Origin of the sequence: Bacillus sp. DTU_2020_1000418_1_SI_GHA_SEK_038, assembly GCF_032341175.1 — a bacterium.
Taxonomy (GTDB): Bacteria; Bacillota; Bacilli; order Bacillales; family Cytobacillaceae; genus Cytobacillus.
This window is the reverse complement of sequence record NZ_CP135435.1, coordinates 3,938,239-3,955,734: the sequence shown is the minus strand read 5'-3', so window position 1 is coordinate 3,955,734 and position 17,496 is coordinate 3,938,239. Positions and strand designations below refer to the sequence as shown.

Annotated in this window: 17 protein-coding genes and 2 pseudogenes; all 19 read left to right on the top strand. The window is 36.1% G+C overall.

Going from position 1 to position 17,496, the window contains the following annotated elements:
• Nucleotide 1 precedes the first annotated feature (1 nt).
• Nucleotides 2-1,861: a flagellin N-terminal helical domain-containing protein gene (locus RRV45_RS19780; RefSeq protein WP_315666367.1), complete on the top strand. Its 1,860-nt coding sequence runs from the start codon at nucleotides 2-4 to the stop codon at nucleotides 1,859-1,861.
• Nucleotides 1,862-1,942: 81 nt separating this feature from the next.
• Entirely contained in the window at nucleotides 1,943-2,380 is a 438-nt protein-coding gene (locus RRV45_RS19775; RefSeq protein ID WP_315669096.1) for a YaaR family protein, read from the top strand.
• A gap of 122 nt (nucleotides 2,381-2,502) precedes the next feature.
• Nucleotides 2,503-2,973 (top strand): flagellar protein FlgN, encoded by a 471-nt coding sequence (locus RRV45_RS19770; RefSeq protein WP_315666366.1) that lies wholly within the window; start codon nucleotides 2,503-2,505, stop codon nucleotides 2,971-2,973.
• Nucleotides 2,974-3,060: 87 nt separating this feature from the next.
• Complete coding sequence (gene flgK / locus RRV45_RS19765) at nucleotides 3,061-4,728, top strand: flagellar hook-associated protein FlgK (RefSeq protein ID WP_315666365.1); 1,668 nt, start codon at nucleotides 3,061-3,063, stop codon at nucleotides 4,726-4,728.
• A gap of 15 nt (nucleotides 4,729-4,743) precedes the next feature.
• Nucleotides 4,744-5,628 (top strand): flagellar hook-associated protein FlgL, encoded by an 885-nt coding sequence (gene flgL / locus RRV45_RS19760; protein WP_315666364.1) that lies wholly within the window; start codon nucleotides 4,744-4,746, stop codon nucleotides 5,626-5,628.
• 50 nt (nucleotides 5,629-5,678) lie between these two features.
• Nucleotides 5,679-6,239, top strand: a complete 561-nt coding sequence (locus tag RRV45_RS19755) for a DUF6470 family protein (RefSeq protein WP_315666363.1) — start codon at nucleotides 5,679-5,681, stop codon at nucleotides 6,237-6,239.
• A 44-nt stretch (nucleotides 6,240-6,283) separates the two neighbouring features.
• On the top strand, nucleotides 6,284-6,724 hold the full coding sequence (gene fliW / locus RRV45_RS19750) for a flagellar assembly protein FliW (protein WP_315666362.1): 441 nt from the start codon (nucleotides 6,284-6,286) through the stop codon (nucleotides 6,722-6,724).
• Between the two features lie 4 nt (nucleotides 6,725-6,728).
• A complete protein-coding gene (gene csrA / locus RRV45_RS19745; protein ID WP_315666361.1) occupies nucleotides 6,729-6,944 on the top strand; it encodes a carbon storage regulator CsrA in 216 nt (71 codons plus the stop codon).
• A gap of 141 nt (nucleotides 6,945-7,085) precedes the next feature.
• Nucleotides 7,086-7,907: a flagellin Hag gene (gene hag / locus RRV45_RS19740; protein ID WP_315666360.1), complete on the top strand. Its 822-nt coding sequence runs from the start codon at nucleotides 7,086-7,088 to the stop codon at nucleotides 7,905-7,907.
• A 101-nt stretch (nucleotides 7,908-8,008) separates the two neighbouring features.
• The gene (gene fliB, locus RRV45_RS19735) at nucleotides 8,009-9,238 is read left to right on the top strand and encodes a flagellin lysine-N-methylase (protein ID WP_315666359.1); all 1,230 of its coding nucleotides are present in this window, start codon (nucleotides 8,009-8,011) and stop codon (nucleotides 9,236-9,238) included.
• 106 nt (nucleotides 9,239-9,344) lie between these two features.
• Nucleotides 9,345-9,629 carry a hypothetical protein gene (locus RRV45_RS19730; RefSeq protein WP_315666358.1) on the top strand — a complete coding sequence of 95 codons (285 nt, stop codon included), beginning with the start codon at nucleotides 9,345-9,347 and terminating at the stop codon, nucleotides 9,627-9,629.
• A gap of 220 nt (nucleotides 9,630-9,849) precedes the next feature.
• A complete protein-coding gene (locus tag RRV45_RS19725) occupies nucleotides 9,850-10,362 on the top strand; it encodes a JAB domain-containing protein (RefSeq protein ID WP_410489307.1) in 513 nt (170 codons plus the stop codon).
• 345 nt (nucleotides 10,363-10,707) lie between these two features.
• Nucleotides 10,708-10,968: pseudogene (locus RRV45_RS22135) on the top strand (flagellin); the annotation flags it as partial.
• A 457-nt stretch (nucleotides 10,969-11,425) separates the two neighbouring features.
• A pseudogene (locus RRV45_RS22130) lies at nucleotides 11,426-11,677 on the top strand (flagellin); the annotation flags it as partial.
• Between the two features lie 482 nt (nucleotides 11,678-12,159).
• Nucleotides 12,160-13,545: a group II intron reverse transcriptase/maturase gene (gene ltrA / locus RRV45_RS19710; protein WP_315666355.1), complete on the top strand. Its 1,386-nt coding sequence runs from the start codon at nucleotides 12,160-12,162 to the stop codon at nucleotides 13,543-13,545.
• Nucleotides 13,546-14,464: 919 nt separating this feature from the next.
• Nucleotides 14,465-16,012, top strand: coding sequence for a flagellar filament capping protein FliD (fliD, locus tag RRV45_RS19705; protein WP_315666354.1), 1,548 nt, complete (start codon nucleotides 14,465-14,467; stop codon nucleotides 16,010-16,012).
• Nucleotides 16,013-16,176: 164 nt separating this feature from the next.
• The gene (gene flaG, locus RRV45_RS19700) at nucleotides 16,177-16,530 is read left to right on the top strand and encodes a flagellar protein FlaG (protein ID WP_315666353.1); all 354 of its coding nucleotides are present in this window, start codon (nucleotides 16,177-16,179) and stop codon (nucleotides 16,528-16,530) included.
• A 139-nt stretch (nucleotides 16,531-16,669) separates the two neighbouring features.
• Nucleotides 16,670-17,071, top strand: coding sequence for a flagellar export chaperone FliS (gene fliS / locus RRV45_RS19695; RefSeq protein ID WP_315666352.1), 402 nt, complete (start codon nucleotides 16,670-16,672; stop codon nucleotides 17,069-17,071).
• Nucleotides 17,071-17,412: a flagellar protein FliT gene (locus RRV45_RS19690; RefSeq protein ID WP_315666351.1), complete on the top strand. Its 342-nt coding sequence runs from the start codon at nucleotides 17,071-17,073 to the stop codon at nucleotides 17,410-17,412. The genes fliS and RRV45_RS19690 overlap by 1 nt, the downstream gene beginning before the upstream one ends.
• Nucleotides 17,413-17,496: the final 84 nt, after the last annotated feature.

Here is a 17,496-nt window from a genome sequence, read left to right as displayed (position 1 = left end):
AATGAGAATTAATCATAATATACAAGCATTAAATGCATACCGCAACTTATCGCAAACGATGAACAGTACATCGAAAAGCTTAGAGAAGCTATCATCAGGTCTACGGATTAATAAAGCTTCAGATGACGCTGCAGGACTAGCAATCTCAGAAAAAATGCGTTCGCAAATCCGTGGTTTAGATATGGCTGAAAGAAATACTTTGGATGCAATTTCTCTTATTCAAACAGGTGAAGGAGCCCTAAACGAAGTACATAGCATCCTTCAAAGAATGAGAGAGCTGTCTGTACAGGCAGCCAATGGAACTCTAGAGACCCAAGATAGACAAGCCATCCAAGATGAAATTAACCAATTAACATTTGAAATTGATCGAATTGCAGATACGACTCAATTTAACCAGAAGAAGCTCTTTAGTGGTTCGACGGAAGGACGTGCATTTGCGGACGTAAATTCCAGTCAGGTTGCTTATGATGCTAATGGGGTCTGGAAAGGTGTTGTGACGGCAGACCCGACAGAGCCAGCGGAGATTGTATTAGAGTTTCCAAATGCATTTGGAGAACAGACGAAGGCTGTAGCTAATGGTCAAACGTTTACAATCAATAATTTAACTTACGAGATCTATTCTGATAATACTGCGACAGCTCCTAATAATGGCAACATTGTTCTTGACTTAACCGCAGATTGGCAAGATGGTGGAACTGATGGGAACTCCATCAGTAATATCAATAATTTAATAGATAAATTGACTTTGGCTATTGGTCAGAATGATAGTGGAACATTCAACACTTCAGCGTTCGTAAAGACTTCTGCTGCAGAAGATGCTACTAACGCTGATGATGATAATATCATAAATGGAATTCTTAAGCTTGTAACGACAAATCCTATGTCACCAAAAGATGCTGAAGCTATAAAAATAGATGGTAAACCTGGTACGGTTAATGTTTTAGATCCAGTTGATTCAAGTGTGAAAGCAATTCCAGTTTCTTTGGTAGCTTCTGACACAGCTAACTATACAAATTCGTTTAACCTTACATTCTCTGATTTACCTAAGGATGGAGACCAGTTAAAGATTGATAATCTGACAATCTTATTCAAAAAAGGAGCTTCTGCTGGGTATTCTCATGGACCTGATGCATTAAATACCTTTAACGGTAGCCCAAACCAAGAAGGTACGCTAACGATTGATATTGAAGGAAAAGATATTTTTACTATATTAGCAGATATAGACAGTGCAATTGGCGATATTAAGAACAATGATGTGGATGGCGTTCTTACAGCACTAAGCTCTCATGATGTAGTAGGGTCAACGCTCGTGCTATCATCTAATCGTACACAAACTAGCGATGTTTTTGACGATTCTGGATCAAATGGTCTTGAAATTGCTTTATTTGACGGCGACTTCGAAGCCAACAAAGGTAAAGAGCTTACTCTAAATTTCCAAATTGGTGCTAATAGCTCTGAAACATTAGGGGTTACGCTAGGAGTGATGGATGCGGGTAGCTTGGGAATTGGACGAAATGCTGACGGATCCCCTACAGTTACTGGAGTGAATGCGGTTCAAGGTGTTGACGTTATGTCTGAAACAGCTGCAAGTGCCGCAATCAATATATTTGAAAATGCGATTAAAATAGTTTCAGCTGAACGCAGTAAGCTTGGTGCATTCCAGAATCGCTTGGAGCATACAACAAATAATCTGCAAACTGCTAATGAAAACTTAACCTCTGCAGAATCACGCATACGTGATCTTGATATGGCAGAGGAAATGACAACTTTTACCAGGAATAACATCTTAAATCAGGCTGGTCAAGCGATGCTTGCACAAGCAAATCAACTTCCGCAAGGGATTCTTCAGTTATTAAAATAAACGTTCGAGAGGAGTGAGTCATGTTGGCTTCTCCTCTTTTTTCTTTTAAAATGGAACTATTGAAGCATGGGTGGTGTAATGATGGAAGTCAATAGAGTCTCAAAGACGGGAATGAATCGGATGGAGAAGAAGGAAGAGGTTGCAAGTGCATCCGTTTCATTTACTGAAGTTATGGGCAAGAAGCGAGAGAATCTGATTCATGAAAAAATGATAAAGATGATGCAAGACATCGAAGATCAAGGGAAATTGCTAGTTGAATCTAGAACGATTGAGGATTTAAAAAAATATAAGAAACTCGTTAAGGAATTTATGGAGGATGCGGTAAATAACGGGTTAAAACTTGAAGACCAGCGAGGCTTTAATCGGCGCGGGAGAACGAAGGTATACAAAATTGTGAAGGAAGTCGATAAAAAGCTTCTTGATCTAACAAATGCGGTACTAGAAAAAGAAAAGAAGGGCTTGGACATTTTAAATTTAGTTGGTGAAATCAAAGGGCTTTTGATTAACGTTTATACTTAAAGAACTTCACTTTTCAACCGATAATAATAATATGATGAAAAAATAAAATCAGTAACGTACTGATTTTATTTTTTGAACTGGCTATTTGGGGTGTTAGCCTAACATAGAGAGGTGAGGTAACTTTGTCGGCCCAGCCATTATTCGTTTTGCTAGAAAAATTACTAAAGCTCCATAAAAGCCTGTATCAGCTTGCTCTTGAAAAAACAGAAGTTTTGAAAAAAGGAGATTTGGAAGCTTTACAAACATTAATGAAAAATGAACAATCTCATGTTATTGCCATTCGAAAGATTGAGGATGAACGGGTAAAGATGATTTCTGAGTTATTACCTGATCATGAAGACCCGACACTGAGGGATTGTCTGCCTCTATTTGAAAAAGCAGAAGCCGAACAAATAAAATCTCTCCAAGAAAGCCTGATGGAACAATTATTTGAATTGAAAACCATCAACGAGCTTAACCAGCAATTATTAGAGCAATCTCTACAGTTTGTCTCTTTAAATATAGATCTACTTATTCCAGAAAGCCCAACTAATTATTCCAAGGATGAGGAAGCAAATAGACCAAGTGTGACCTTATTTGACTCAAAGGCTTAACCTTTTTGGGTCTATTACTTCAGAAAAGTGGGCATAAGCCATAGAAATAAAACAAGCGAAGCTAAAATTTGTAGAACTGGAGGTAGAATGATGATTTCTACTTTTCATGGTTTGGAAACGGCAAGGCGTGGAATGTCTACACAACAAAACGCCTTATTCGTAACAGGACATAACATTGCGAATGCTAATACACCTGGCTACTCTCGCCAAAGAGTGAATTTCGTGCAAACAGAGCCATTCCCTGCTCCGGCTATAAACCGACCGCAAATTCCTGGACAAATGGGAACAGGGGTGAAAGCAGGATCGATTCAACGGATCCGTGAGGCGTTTCTGGATGTTCAATACCGTAACGAGCAGAACAAGCTAGGATATTGGGAATCGAAGGCAAAATCCTTAAGCAAGATGGAAGACATTGTGAATGAACCAAGCACCAATGGTTTATCAGCCGTCATGGGTGAGTTTTGGCAATCCCTTCAAGATTTAGCAACATATCCAGAGAATGAAGGAACTAGGCAGGTTGTGCTTGAACGCGGAAGGGCTGTCGCAGACACTTTCCATTTCCTTAATGATTCCTTAACAACGATTAAGAATGACCTAGGGAATGAGGTAAGTGTTAACCTGAAAGAAATTAACTCACTTCTTAAGCAAATTGCTGACTTGAATAAGCAAATTGGTGAGATTGAACCACATGGTTATTTACCAAATGATTTATACGATCAGCGTGATTTAATGGTTGATCAGTTATCAAATCACTTAAATATTAGAGTTGTGAAAACAAAGTCTGGAGGAAAGCCTCAGGAAATCGCAGAGGGACAATACAATATTAAGCTCGTAGGTACAGACGGTAAAGAGAGAAATCTAGTGACTGCTGATGATTATGTTCAGCTTGGTTTTGCTGGAAGTAATGGTCTTTCCTATGATGTTCCTCCTGATAAAATTAACACGATTTCAATATTTGACGATAGTGGAAAGCAGCAGCTGGGGACGATGGATTTTGTTGATTCATCTGATGAAATAGCGTTTGGAACTGGTAAGCTGCGTGCCTTAATAGAATCGTATGGTTATGAAACTACGACTGGTATAAAAGGGACTTACCCAGATATGCTGGATAATTTAGATAAGCTTGCGTTTTCCTTTGCTAATATCTTTAATGAGATTCATTCGAAGGGCTATAATTTAGATGGAGATCAGGGCTCGAATAAATTCTTCACTACAGTAGCAGATTCTAATGTTGATTTTACTGATTTAACGAAATATAAAGGCGCTGCAAAAGATATTATCCTTGGGAATTTAAAACCAAGTGAAATCGCTGCTTCAACTAAGCAGAAATTCGATGAAAATGGAAATCCAATCGGTGTAGATGCTGGTGATGGGAAGAATGCCCTTAACTTAGCTAATATTTCAAATATGCTTTTAACAAACACAGCACACGAACTAGAAGGGTTACCAAATGTAACAATTGATTTGCAAGCTCTTAGTGTAGTTAAAACTGGGACACTTAATTTCTTCTACGAAGGAATGATCGGACAGCTTGGAGTAGAGTCAATGCAGGCGAATCGTCTAACGAATAACAGTACAATTCTTAGAGAATCTGTTGAAAATAACCGTAATTCGGTAAGCTCTGTTTCTTTGGATGAAGAAATGACGAATTTAATCAAATTCCAGCATGCATATAATGCATCAGCACGCCAAATTACAGTCATTGATGAAATGCTTGATAAAATTATCAACGGTATGGGTGTCGTTGGAAGATAGGATGGTGAATAGGCTTTGCGTGTAACACAAACGATGCTTTCAAGAAATATGCTCTCGAATTTAAGTACAAGCTATGAAAGACTAGGAAAATATCAAGATCAATTGAACACTCAGAAGAAAATATCCCGTCCCTCAGATGATCCGGTTGTTGCGATGAAAGGAGTCACATATCGTCGCAACCTACAAGAGGTAGAACAGTTTAAAAGGAATTTTTCAGAAGCCTACAACTGGATGGACAATTCCGATGCTTCGCTAGATAAAGCAGGTCAGGCTCTTCATCGAATTCGTGAGCTCATCGTCCAATCAAGCACAGATACATATGATGAAGGTCAACGTAAATCAATTAGTGAAGAAATCTCGCAATTAAAAGAGCACTTAGTAGAGATTGCCAACACAAAAGTCGGTGACAAATATATTTTTAATGGAACAGACACACTTAGTAAACCAGTAGATGCAAGTGCTTCACCAATTAAGGTTTCTAATAATAGTAATCCGATACAATTTGAGCTATCTAAGGGTGTTTTTATTCCAGTTAATGTAAATCCGCAAGTTGTGTTTACTGAGGATTTATTTAAGGATGTAGAAGGACTAATCCTCTCATTAGAAAATCCTAATTCTGATAGTAATTCAATAAGCCCTTATTTAGATAAAATAGAAGGTCACCTAGACAATGTAACTAATGCGCGCGCCAATCTAGGTGCCCGTGCTAATCGTGTAGAATTAATGGAGGAAAGAATTGACCAGCAGGAGATCATCTCAAAGAAGGTCATGTCAGATAATGAAGATATTGACTTCGAGAAGGTCGTAACGGAGCTGCTCGCTCAGGAAAGTGTTCATCGTGCAGCACTTTCAGTTGGTTCTCGTATAATTCAACCAACTTTAATGGATTTTCTCAGATAAAAATTGGCTATCTATTTAGATAGCTTTTTCTATATGATGAGGTGACAAGTATGCAGATACCGCAAATACGGATGGAGTCAGCATTTGCAAAGATTAATATAACCGGCACTCTCGCACAGCAAACGATTGAACAGCCTAAGGCACAGCTTGATTTACAGCAGCCAAAAGCAGAAATGATTATTCATAGATCGCAAGGGCAGCTGTCAATCGATCAAACGATTGCCTGGGAATCGATGGATATTAAGCATATTTTTCGAAGAATTGAGGAGCATGCCCAAAAGGGATATAATGACCTCCTAAGTGGAATTGCAAGAACTGCTTCAGAGGGAGACGAGTTGATGAGGATTGAGCATGGAGGCGGTGCAATTGCAAGTCAAGCTGCACGGAATAGTGAGTTATTTAACTATAATTACAATATTGGTTTCACTCCTCCTCCATTCAGTGTGAAAATCAATTATCAGCCAGGTCATTTGGATATACAGGCGGAGCCCCAAAAAGTCGTGAATAACACTGTTGCACGAAAGCCGATGATAGATTATCAAAAAGGCGATATTACATACCAAATGAAGCAGCAGCCTTCATTAAAGATCGATGTTGTGAACATACCATAAATAAGTTAGGATGTATAAAAATTGCTTAAAAAGGAATGTGGCTTATGAACATTGACACAAAATATCATGATGTAATAGAAATCAGTGAAGAGGAAATTTGGCATTTTGAAAAAGGTATTCCTGGATTCTTAAGTGAAAAACGATTTGTTATCTTGAATCTTCCAGAAAACGATGTTTTTTCAATCATGCAATCTGTTACAACACCAAACCTTGCATTCGTCATCACAAATCCATTTCAATTTTTCCAAGACTATCAATTTTCAATTGATGACCTTTCAATTAAGCAATTAGAAATTGAAACAGATGGTGATGTGCTCTCTTATGTCATTCTTACAGTCCAAGAACCGTTCGATCAAACAACGGCCAATCTACAAGCACCTCTTATTTTCAACAAAAAAAACAAGTATGCCAAACAGCTGATCTTAAGCGACAGCAGCTATCAAACAAAGCATTTACTCACTCCAGCATATGTGAGCAAGGGGTGACAGCATGCTAGTACTTACAAGAAAAAGCGGCGAATCCATAAAAATTGGAGAAGACATAGAAATAACGATCGTTTCTTCTAAAAATGACCAAGTAAAAATAGGCATTAATGCTCCTAAAAATGTAGAAATATTAAGAACCGAAATTTATGAACAAATTCTGTCCGAAAACAAGGAAGCATCACAAGACATCTCTTTACTAACAATATTAAAAAATAAATAAAATATTTAATAAAACCTATTAAATAATTGAAAACATTGTCGATAAAAAGAATGTAAGAGAAAATAGGGCGGCCGACCTAGATTTCTCTCTAAAAAGATTGTTCACAAGGACGTGAACACGACATTCAAGGAGGAAAATTAAATGATTATCAATCACAATTTAAATGCAATGAACTCTCACCGTCAGATGGGCATGAACATTAATTCAGCAGGTAAGTCTATGGAGAAATTATCTTCAGGTCTTCGTATCAACCGTGCTGGTGATGATGCTGCTGGTCTATCAATTTCTGAAAAAATGCGTGGACAAATTCGTGGTTTGGATCAAGCATCTCGTAACTCTCAAGATGCAATCTCTCTCATTCAAACAGCTGAGGGAGCACTTAATGAACAACACGCTATTCTTCAACGTATGCGTGAATTAGTAGTACAAGGTGGAAATGGCGGTACACTCGAAGCTGATGATATCGCAGCAATTAATGCTGAAATTACACAGTTGAATGATGAATTAACAGGTATTTCAACGCGTACAGAGTTCAATGGTAAGAAATTAATAAATGGTTCATTTGATAAAGATTTTCAAATTGGAGCTAATAAAACTCAACAATTAAATCTTAAATTAGATAAGAATTTGAGTGCTGCAGGAGACCTTGCTACAAGTGCTGTTGCTGTTGATGGTACAAAAGCTAAACATGACACAGATATTGATGCTGTAGATACAGCTATAAAGTTAGTTTCTACTACTCGTTCAACGCTTGGTTCTTACCAAAACCGTTTAGAACATACAATTAAAAACCTTGATAACGCTGCTGAAAATTTACAAGCTGCAGAATCTCGTATTCGTGATGTTGATATGGCAAAAGAAATGATGAATTTCACTAAAAACAACATTCTTAACCAAGCATCACAGGCTATGCTTGCTCAAGCCAACCAACAACCACAAGCGGTATTACAATTATTACGTTAATAGTTTATTTAAAAAGAGACCTAGGATTTTATTTTAGGTCTCTTTTTAAATAATTTATTATTTAATAAAATTACGTAAACCTAAATAAAGGAGTTCTTTTAATGCAGACTTTAAGTCCTAAGTATATGGAGAAATTTCAATGTATTGGTTCTAAATGTGAAGACACTTGCTGTACTGGTTGGAGAATATCAGTTGATAAAAAAACTTATAAGAAGTATCGAAATATAAAAGATTCAGATTTCAAAAAAAACCTTAGCAAGAATATACTTCGTGATAAAAAAAGTGAGAATGAGGAAGTATATGCATATATGAGATTAGACAATGATATTCGTTGTACCATGTTGTCAGAAGATTTGTTATGTAATATACAGCTAAAATTTGGTGAATCATATCTTTCGAATACATGTGCGATTTATCCGAGAAATTATAATGAGGTTGATAATTATATTGAAGAGTCTGGATCAATTTCTTGTCCTGAAATGGCGCGTCTAGTACTATTAAACCCCGATAAAATGGAGTTTGATGTTAAAGAAAGAAGTGAGAAAGGCTTTAGAAACAGAGTTGGAAAAAAGATAAAAACAAAAAAAACAGATGTCTCAATAGAGCAACATTTTTGGGCTATTCGCATGTTCACAATTAAGATACTTCAAAGTAGACAGTATAGTATATCCGAAAGGTTAATTATATTAGGGTTTTTTTGTCAAGAGATCGAGATTTTAATAAACAAAAATCAGTTAGATAATGTTGACTTATTAGAAAAGCAATTTGAATATTTACTCGCTAATAAACACTTTGAAGATACATTAAATGATATACCTTCAAATTCTATTACTATACTAAAATTTCTAAATTTAATAAGTAAAAAATTAAAAGATGCTAGTCATATCAATACAAGGTATTATGAAATTCTAAAACAAGTTGTACAAGGTTTTGAATTTAATGAAACCACAATTGTGGAAAACTTTGTTGAGAGGTTCACCGAAATTAATAATCTATATTATCAACCCTATATGTTAAAGAATGAACATATAATGGAAAACTATTTGGTAAACTATGTATTTAAGAATACATTCCCGTTATCATTAGATAAATCGGCTTCCCTTATAAAAAATTATTATATGATGGTTGTACATTTTCTATTATTAAAATTACATTTAATAGGGTTAGCTTCACATTTTAAAGAATTAAATAGAGATATAATTATTAAGGCAATACAATCATTTTCTAAAACCATTGAGCATAATCATGAATACTTAAAACAAGTTTACGATTTACTAGAAAAAGATAACCAACTACGTTTAGATTATATAGCAAGTATACTTAAAGATTAAACCGTATTGATTTATTTCAATATTTTATTTAATGACAGATAAGTTTTCAAATAGCTTTAACATGATGTATTTCATTTTATTAGCAAAAAAAGTAGGTGTGAAAACTATGGATATGATTATTGAAATTGAATACATTGATGGCTCATATGAACCTTCAATTAATATTATTGGTCCTTTTGCCGTTTCGGGTATTTCAGATTTTGAGCTGAAAGAAACTCTAGATGAAGCAGTTGAAGCAATAAGAATAGTTTTAAAAAACATTGATTTTAGTTATCGCATAGTTGGATTTTGCTCAAGTGCTAATAAGGAACAGAGAAGAGTCCTAAATATAGCTGATATTGAGATTTTTGCAAAAGGTGATTTCGGAAAAATTAATGGTTTTCAGAAGTAATTTATGTTTAGTAAGTATCACTGCCGAAAGCCAATGTACCTGTAATTGATGCTCTAAATAACTGTAATGATACACACAGTACCAACTAAAACTTCAGACATATATTATAAAATTGGACGTACGTTTGTTCTATGAGTACTAATGTTCAAGAAACAAGCGACCTAACCCTCTACTTCCATTGTGGGAGTAGGGGCTATTTTATTTTAGGAGGAATGTTAAGGTGAGAAGGTATGATTACGGAACACAGTTACAGTTTCCATTGATTGATGTAGTAAAGGAAATGAAGCAGGAGCCAGCTAAGCGAGTGAACATTGTTAGTCTAAAGATGGTTAGGGAGTCAAGTTTGTTGTACAAGGATCGTAAGATTAAGTCACCAGAGGATGCATACCAGCTGCTAAAGTCATTTCTAGTGGACTCAGATTGTGAACAGCTCATGCTTCTAACATTAGATACGAAGAACCAACCAACTGCCATTCATACGGTTAGTGTAGGAACATTGAATTCAAGTCTCGTACATCCAAGGGAGGTGATGAAAGTTGCCATTCTAGCTAATTCTGCTTCGATCATCGTAGCGCACAATCATCCCAGTCAAGATCCATCTGAATCAAGGGAAGATGTGGAAGTGACAAGGCATTTAGCTGAGGTTGGTAAGATACTAGGCATTGAACTGATTGATCATTTGATCATCTGCGAGGACAAGTTTGTTTCGCTCAAAGAAAAAGGACACATCTAAGGGGGAATTGTGATGGATAGAGCTACTAGAGAAGGGTTTCATGGAAAAGAGTCACAAACAGTTAGGGAGACCAACCTCTTGAGCTACTTGGTATTGTCTGTCTACCATTTGGTGTTCTAATGGAAACCTATCTTTTGAGCATTATGCTTCCAAACTATTGAGGCATTCTATGTTTTGGGAACGGAACTTTCCGTTCTATTTTTTTGCACTAATGTTGCTCAACTAGGATTGTGGGATTGCTTGCTACTGCTGGGTTTGAGGGAATTAGAAGAGTGAGAGATTTGGTAGAAAACGAGTGGTTGTTCATCGTCAGATGGGGATTAACGTTGGCGCTACTGGTAAATCATTAACCGTGCAGGTGACGATGTAGCAGGTTTAGCAATCTCTGAAAAAATGCGTGCTCAAGTACGTGGTTTAGATCAAGCATCTCGTAACTCACAAGATGCAATTTCTTTAATCCAAACGGCTGAAGGGGCACTAAATGAGACTCATGCAATGCTTCAAAGAATGAGAGAATTAGCTGTTCAATCTTCATCTGATACTTATACTGATGAAGATAGAACACAACTTAAAACTGAATTAAATGATATTTCAAGTCAAACTGAATTTAATAAAATGAAGTTATTAAATGGAGATTTTCGTAACTCTGTAGACCTAGATGATAGTGTTTCAACTGCATTAGCTGTTGATGGAGTTGTGTCTATCACTGGAAGTGGCGCTGCTGGAACATATACTATTACTGATGGCGGTACTAATTTTGTTATTGCAGATGCTGATGGAAATGAAGTAATCATTGCTGGTGGAACAAATGGCTGATGGAGCACAAACAATTAGAATTGATCAATTTGATATCACCATTGTAACGAATAGTGATTTTGTTGCAGCAAGTTTAGATAGCACTGCAATTGAAATAACTGGTGATGGGGAAAGAACGTTCCAAACAGGAGCAAATAATGGTCAGACTATGACATTAGGAATTGCTAATATGAGTGCCACTGGATTGGCTGTTAATGGTAATAATGTGGCACCTTCAACTGACACATCAGCTGCGATTTCAAGTTTAGATGCTGCCATTAAAACAGTTTCAGATGAAAGATCTAAACTAGGTGCAGCTCAAAATAGATTAGAACATAGAATAAAAAATCTAGATACTTCATCTGAAAATTTAAAAGCTGCTGAATCTCGTATCCGTGATGTTGACATGGCGAAAGAAATGATGAATTTCACTAAAAACAACATCCTTAACCAAGCTTCTCAAGCAATGCTTGCTCAAGCTAACCAACAGCCACAAGCTGTATTACAATTACTTCGTTAATTTTATATTCAACTTAAGGGAGACTCTAGTTTTGCTAGGGTCTCTATTTTATGTGCGCCCGGCATGGGCTATAACTTGGTGGTGAAAGTCCACTACAGGCTTGGCAGTAGGAACTGTTAGCTAATGGCAAGGGTGTCCACCGTGAGGTGGAATCTGAAGGAAGCCGGAGGCAAAATCCCGAACTGACGGACAGAAACTATATATAAGGCTGAATTAGGACGGACGAGTTTGCATAACAAAACAAAGTCCAATACTGCACGAATCCTATACAGTAAATATAGCAGTTACATGGGAGGAAGGTTATAGCTCTTACCCGGGGAGGTCTTACAAGGGTTCTCGACAAGAGAGATGGAATATCTCACAGGAACAAGTCTGTTAGTGATGATAGACTGAATTGTAAGAAGTCAGCAGAAGCCATAGTAGTTCCATCGGAATGAAGGGCTGAACAATAACAATCTTGGGAAAATACGGAGGTAAAGGCAGTGCATAGACCACAGAATACATCGAAAGATGGCTATTCGCAAATGGATAGGTTGGAAACTGAAGAGTATGCGAAAGCGTGTAGTTCTGTCTATACAGAAGTAGGACGCCAAGATGGTATCGATTTAATTGACAAGATAATTGATGACGAAAATCTACTTAGGGCTTGTGAAAAGGTTAAAGCAAATAAAGGTGCACCCGGAATTGATGGAATGAAAGTAGATGAACTTTTTGGTCATGTGCAAAAATACCACAAATATCTTAAAAGAAAATTGAAGGATGGCACTTATAACCCTTTACCTGTTAAACGAGTTGAAATACCCAAACCGGATGGGTCTAAACGTAAGTTAGGCATACCATGTGTAAGGGACCGTATGGTCCAACAAGCAATCTATCAAGTAATCGGTGGGATAATAGACCCTTATTTCTCGGAAATGAGTTATGGATTCAGACCTAACAGAAATCAACATCAAGCTATTGAACAATCCATCAAATACTACGAACAAGGATATAAAGTGGTTGTAGATTGTGACTTAAAGAGTTACTTCGACACAATAAATCACCAAAAGCTGATGGAATATCTAAAGATATTTATACAAGACAATATAGTCCTAAAGTTAATCTGGAAATTTCTTAAGAGTGGAATCCTTGAAAATGGACTAACGAAATCAACGGACTCTGGTGCTCCTCAAGGTGGCGTTCTTTCGCCAATACTGAGTAATATCTACTTAAATCAACTAGATAAGGAATTAGAGGGACGTGGACACAAATTCGTGCGCTTTGCGGATGACTTCTGCATCTATGTTAAAAGCAAACGAGCCGGACAACGTGTAATGGAAAGTATCACCTACTTCCTTGAAAAGGATTTAAAACTGACAGTTAACAGCACTAAGAGTCAAATAGGAAGTCCAACAAAATTGAAATTTCTAGGTTTCTGTATACACACTACCTCTAAAGGTGTTAGTTGCAGACCGCACCAAGTAGCTAAGAAGAGGTTTAAAACTAAACTAAAGAATCTAACAAAACGGAATCGCCCAGGTAAATTTGAGGAAATAGCCAAGGAAATTAACCAAGCGACAGTTGGTTGGATAAATTACTATGGAATCAGCTTGATGAAAAGGTTTATCGAAGACGTTACAAAATGGTTGAATCATCGATTAAGACAGATTATATGGAAAAGATGGAAGAGGGTTAAAACACGGTATCAGCAACTAAGGAGATTAGGAATCAAACATGATGAGGCTTGTAAAGTAGCCAATACCCGAAAGGGTTATTGGAGGATTTCAGGCTGCGGAACGCTTCATAATGCAATTAAAATAAAGACGCTCATTAAATGGGGTCTAAAAGACCTTAACCACTTATATCAACGTCGATACTCAAGTTATTGAACCGCCGTATACGGGACCGTACGTACGGTGGTGTGAGAGGTCGGGAGTTAATTACTCCCTCCTACTCGATTGTAAGGGAGGAAGGATAATATGCCTATTATTGAAGAATACGAAAAAGAAATTCAAGGTAAAATCTAAAGGAAATTGTAAATCACTATCCCAATAAACTATATCCTTATTATGCAGTCAGTTCTTTAAATGTGGATGGTGCTGGAAATACTATAGAGGAAGCGAAGGATAAGTGTGAAAGTGCAACAAAGATAGAATTAATGATGAACCGATAATAATGTAATTAATCTAGGCATTGATCTCCTTCAAAACAAGAAACATAGAAGAGGAAACAGTTTGCATAAATAGTAATAACTAGTTATCGAGATATCTATTATAGAAAGGAACGTACATTTGTTCTATGAGTGCTAAATGTTCAAGAAACAAGCTACACAAGCCTCTACTTCTATTGTGGGAGTAGGGGCTATTTCAATTTTAGGAGGAATGTATAAATGGAAAAGTATAATTACAGAATACAGTTATATTTGCCATTGATTGATGTTGTAAAGGAAAAGAAGCAAGAGCTTGCGAAGCGAGTGAACATTGTTTCACTCGCGATGGTGAGGTAATCGAGTTTGGTGTAAGAGGACCATAAGATTAAGTCACAAAAGGATGCTTCTCAGCTACTAAAGCTCTAGCAGACTCTAATAGTGAAAAGTTTATGCTTTTAATCTTAGATATCAAAAACAAAACCAACTGTCATTCATTAGTGAGTGAAGGGACCATTGAATTCAAGTCTATAAAAATTCTCTAGTTAAGCTCTCAATTTTTAAAAAATCAAGCCGATATTAAGAATATTAGAATTTGATATTATAAACTGCCATAATTTACTTAAGACGTGTATATGCAATTCAATTACGGAGGGTAAAATATGATAAATAATACTACTATAAGATTTTCTGGTCTAGCCTCAGGTTTAGACACTGAAAGTATGATAAAACAGCTAGTTAATGCTGAAAAAAGCAAGTTAATAAAATTACAACAATCTAAAACAATTAATATGTGGAAAACAGATTCTTATCGTGAAATAAATGCTAAGCTTGCCAGTTTTCGTACAGAAACAGAGAATCTAAGACTTCAGGCTTCTTTTAACAAAAAGATGGCATCTGTAACAAATACCGAGAAGATAGGAGCAACAGTAACTGGCAATCCTTCTTCCTCAACTTACATAATTAGTGAAGCTACTTTGGCTACTGACGCTAGAGCTGCATCGGTAAGTTTTAAATTAGATTTAGCAGAGGGAGCAATAGGAGAGGAGATATCTTTTAAACTAAATGGTAAGGCTATTACTATTGGTACGGATGATACGTTATCTTCTGCTATTACTAAAATAAATGGAGCTGGTGCAGGAGTTACGGCATCTTACTTTAAAGATGGGGGTTCATTAATTTTAACAAGCTCTAATAAGGCTGAAAACTCCGAAATCTCGATAACAGATTTAACTGTGGACGGTGATACAGTTTCTACTGCAAATAAGTTGGGGGTCGTTAACGGAAAAGTAAATGACAGTTTAGATGATTTTTCTCCTAAAGGTATATCTGCAGCTAAAGGTGCAAATGCAATTCCTGCATCAGTAGTAATTAACGGTTTGACAATTAATCCTACAAGCAATAGCTTCACATATGATGGTATTAAATTTGATTTAAAATCTAAGATAACATCAGACCAGCCGGTTTCTATGGAAATAAAAAGAGATACACAATCAACATTTGACAATATTAAAAATTTTGTTGAAAAGTATAATGAGCTCATTGCTGAACTGAACTCTAAGATTACAGAAAAACGCTATCGGGACTTTCCGCCTTTAACTGAAGAACAAAAGAGTGAAATGAAGGACCGGGAAATAGAGTTATGGGAAGATAAAGCAAAAAGTGGTATGTTAAATGGGGATAGAACTATTTCCAAATTCCTCACTGATCTTAGATCTAGTTTAGGCGCTGCTGTTGAAACTGGCGATGAAGGATTTAAGTTTCTATTTAATATTGGAATTACAACTAGTAAAGAATTTAGGGATAATGGGAAATTAGAGATAGATGAAACAAAGCTAAAAGCGGCAATTGAAAACAATTTAGAAAGTGTTATAAAGCTATTTACCGCGACTAGTTCTGAAAATGGTACTACAATAACGAGTAAACTGAAGCATGATGAAAGCGGAATTGGACGCAGATTGTACGAAAGAATAAATTGGGGTGTATCTGAACTAAGTTCTAAAGCTGGCTCTCTAAATTCAGCTACTGATGTTAATAGTTTGATGGCTAAAGAGCTGAAAAATATAAACAGTGGTATTACTAGAGAAGAGCAGAGATTAGCTCAAGTGGAAGCCCGCTATTGGAGGCAGTTTCAAGCGATGGAATCCGCTCTTCAAAGAGCTAACTCACAAAGCGGATGGCTAATGCAACAGTTTGGAGGCGGAATGTAAAAAAACGAAGTGGTAGTACACACTTTACTAGATAGATTTTTGGAAAAAAGTTAGTTATTCAAGGCCTAGTTGAATAACTGTACATACCTAGCGAGAATAATTAATTAAATATGTAATCAACCGATGTAAAACTTAACTACTCAAATATTCTGGAGGAAATTATTATGATTGACCGTCTTTCGGCAAGTAGCTTTTCCTCGCAGCTTAGAACTACAGAGATAATAGATAAAACTACTAATCAAAAGAATATAAATGAAAATATTCAAATTACTGATATCAATCAACCTAAACTAACGAAACAAAAGGTAGAAGAAGTCGTGCAAAGCATGAATGATTTTATTCAGCCCGCTCACACTTCTTTGAAATTTGAATTCCATGATAAATTAGGTGAATATTACGTCACAATTACTGATGATGTTACAAAAGAAGTGATAAAAGAGATTCCATCTAAAAAAATGCTCGATATGTATGCAGCGATGACCGAATTTCTGGGCTTAATGGTTGATAAGAAAGTTTAATGAGCTTATTATTCATTTTGAAGATCGCTTTTTCCAAATCGAGTATCCGTGACTAGTCTCAATTTTTGGATCGAATATGTTGATAAAACAAACAGCTTCTTGAACGGAATAATTTAGTAAGTAGAAAGGATGTGCGGCTTTGGCAATTCAAAATCCCTACAAATCCTATCAGCAGAACACAGTGAATACTGCTTCTCCTGGTGAGCTGACATTAATGCTTTATAATGGTTGTTTAAAATTTATTACACTTGCCAAAAAAGCAATCATAGAAAAAAACATCGAAGAAAAAAACACGAATATCATAAAGGCAGAAAAAATTATCCAAGAGTTAATGGTTACTCTTAATATGGGATACGAAGTGTCCAAAAATATGATGAGTTTATATGATTATTTATACAATAGATTGGTAGAAGCAAATATTAATAATGATATTGATATTTTATCTGAGGTAGAAGAATTAGTAACAGAGTTCCGCGACACATGGAAAGAAGCTATTCAACTAAATCGAAAAAAACAATATTCTGATGGCGGTCGTGTATAGTGGGGCCCGTTCATAAAATTATTGAGGTTACATTACAATTAATAAATACTCTTCAAGATGAAGTTGACCGTGATGAGAAGATAATGAAAGTAGATCACCTGTTAGAGAAGAGGGAGGGGTTGTTAAAACAATTAGAGTCCCCTTATTCTCAAGAAGAAATGGCAGCTGGAAAGCAAGTAATTGAACTAAGCAAGCAATTAAAGGAGCTGCTTTTAAAAGAAAAGTTATCTATTCAACACGATATAAAAACCTTTAATCAGAAGAAAGAAACATCCTCAAAATATATACATTCATACGAGTCAATTTCGACCGATGGGATATTTTATGATAAAAGAAATTAAAGCTTAGGTTTAATAAAGAATGTCTTTAGACTTGATGAGTTGGGTATGTAAATAAATTAAGTAAATTAGTAACTAGCTTGTCTT

Bases quoted from the DNA above. Each gene is read 5' to 3' on its own strand.
- RRV45_RS19780 (WP_315666367.1), top strand. From the start codon at position 2: ATGAGAATTAATCATAATATACAAGCATTAAATGCATACCGCAACTTA.
- RRV45_RS19775 (WP_315669096.1), top strand. From the start codon at position 1,943: ATGGAAGTCAATAGAGTCTCAAAGACGGGAATGAATCGGATGGAGAAG.
- flgK (WP_315666365.1), top strand. From the start codon at position 3,061: ATGATGATTTCTACTTTTCATGGTTTGGAAACGGCAAGGCGTGGAATG.
- RRV45_RS19755 (WP_315666363.1), top strand. From the start codon at position 5,679: ATGCAGATACCGCAAATACGGATGGAGTCAGCATTTGCAAAGATTAAT.
- fliW (WP_315666362.1), top strand. From the start codon at position 6,284: ATGAACATTGACACAAAATATCATGATGTAATAGAAATCAGTGAAGAG.
- csrA (WP_315666361.1), top strand. From the start codon at position 6,729: ATGCTAGTACTTACAAGAAAAAGCGGCGAATCCATAAAAATTGGAGAA.
- hag (WP_315666360.1), top strand. From the start codon at position 7,086: ATGATTATCAATCACAATTTAAATGCAATGAACTCTCACCGTCAGATG.
- fliB (WP_315666359.1), top strand. From the start codon at position 8,009: ATGCAGACTTTAAGTCCTAAGTATATGGAGAAATTTCAATGTATTGGT.
- RRV45_RS19730 (WP_315666358.1), top strand. From the start codon at position 9,345: ATGGATATGATTATTGAAATTGAATACATTGATGGCTCATATGAACCT.
- fliD (WP_315666354.1), top strand. From the start codon at position 14,465: ATGATAAATAATACTACTATAAGATTTTCTGGTCTAGCCTCAGGTTTA.
- flaG (WP_315666353.1), top strand. From the start codon at position 16,177: ATGATTGACCGTCTTTCGGCAAGTAGCTTTTCCTCGCAGCTTAGAACT.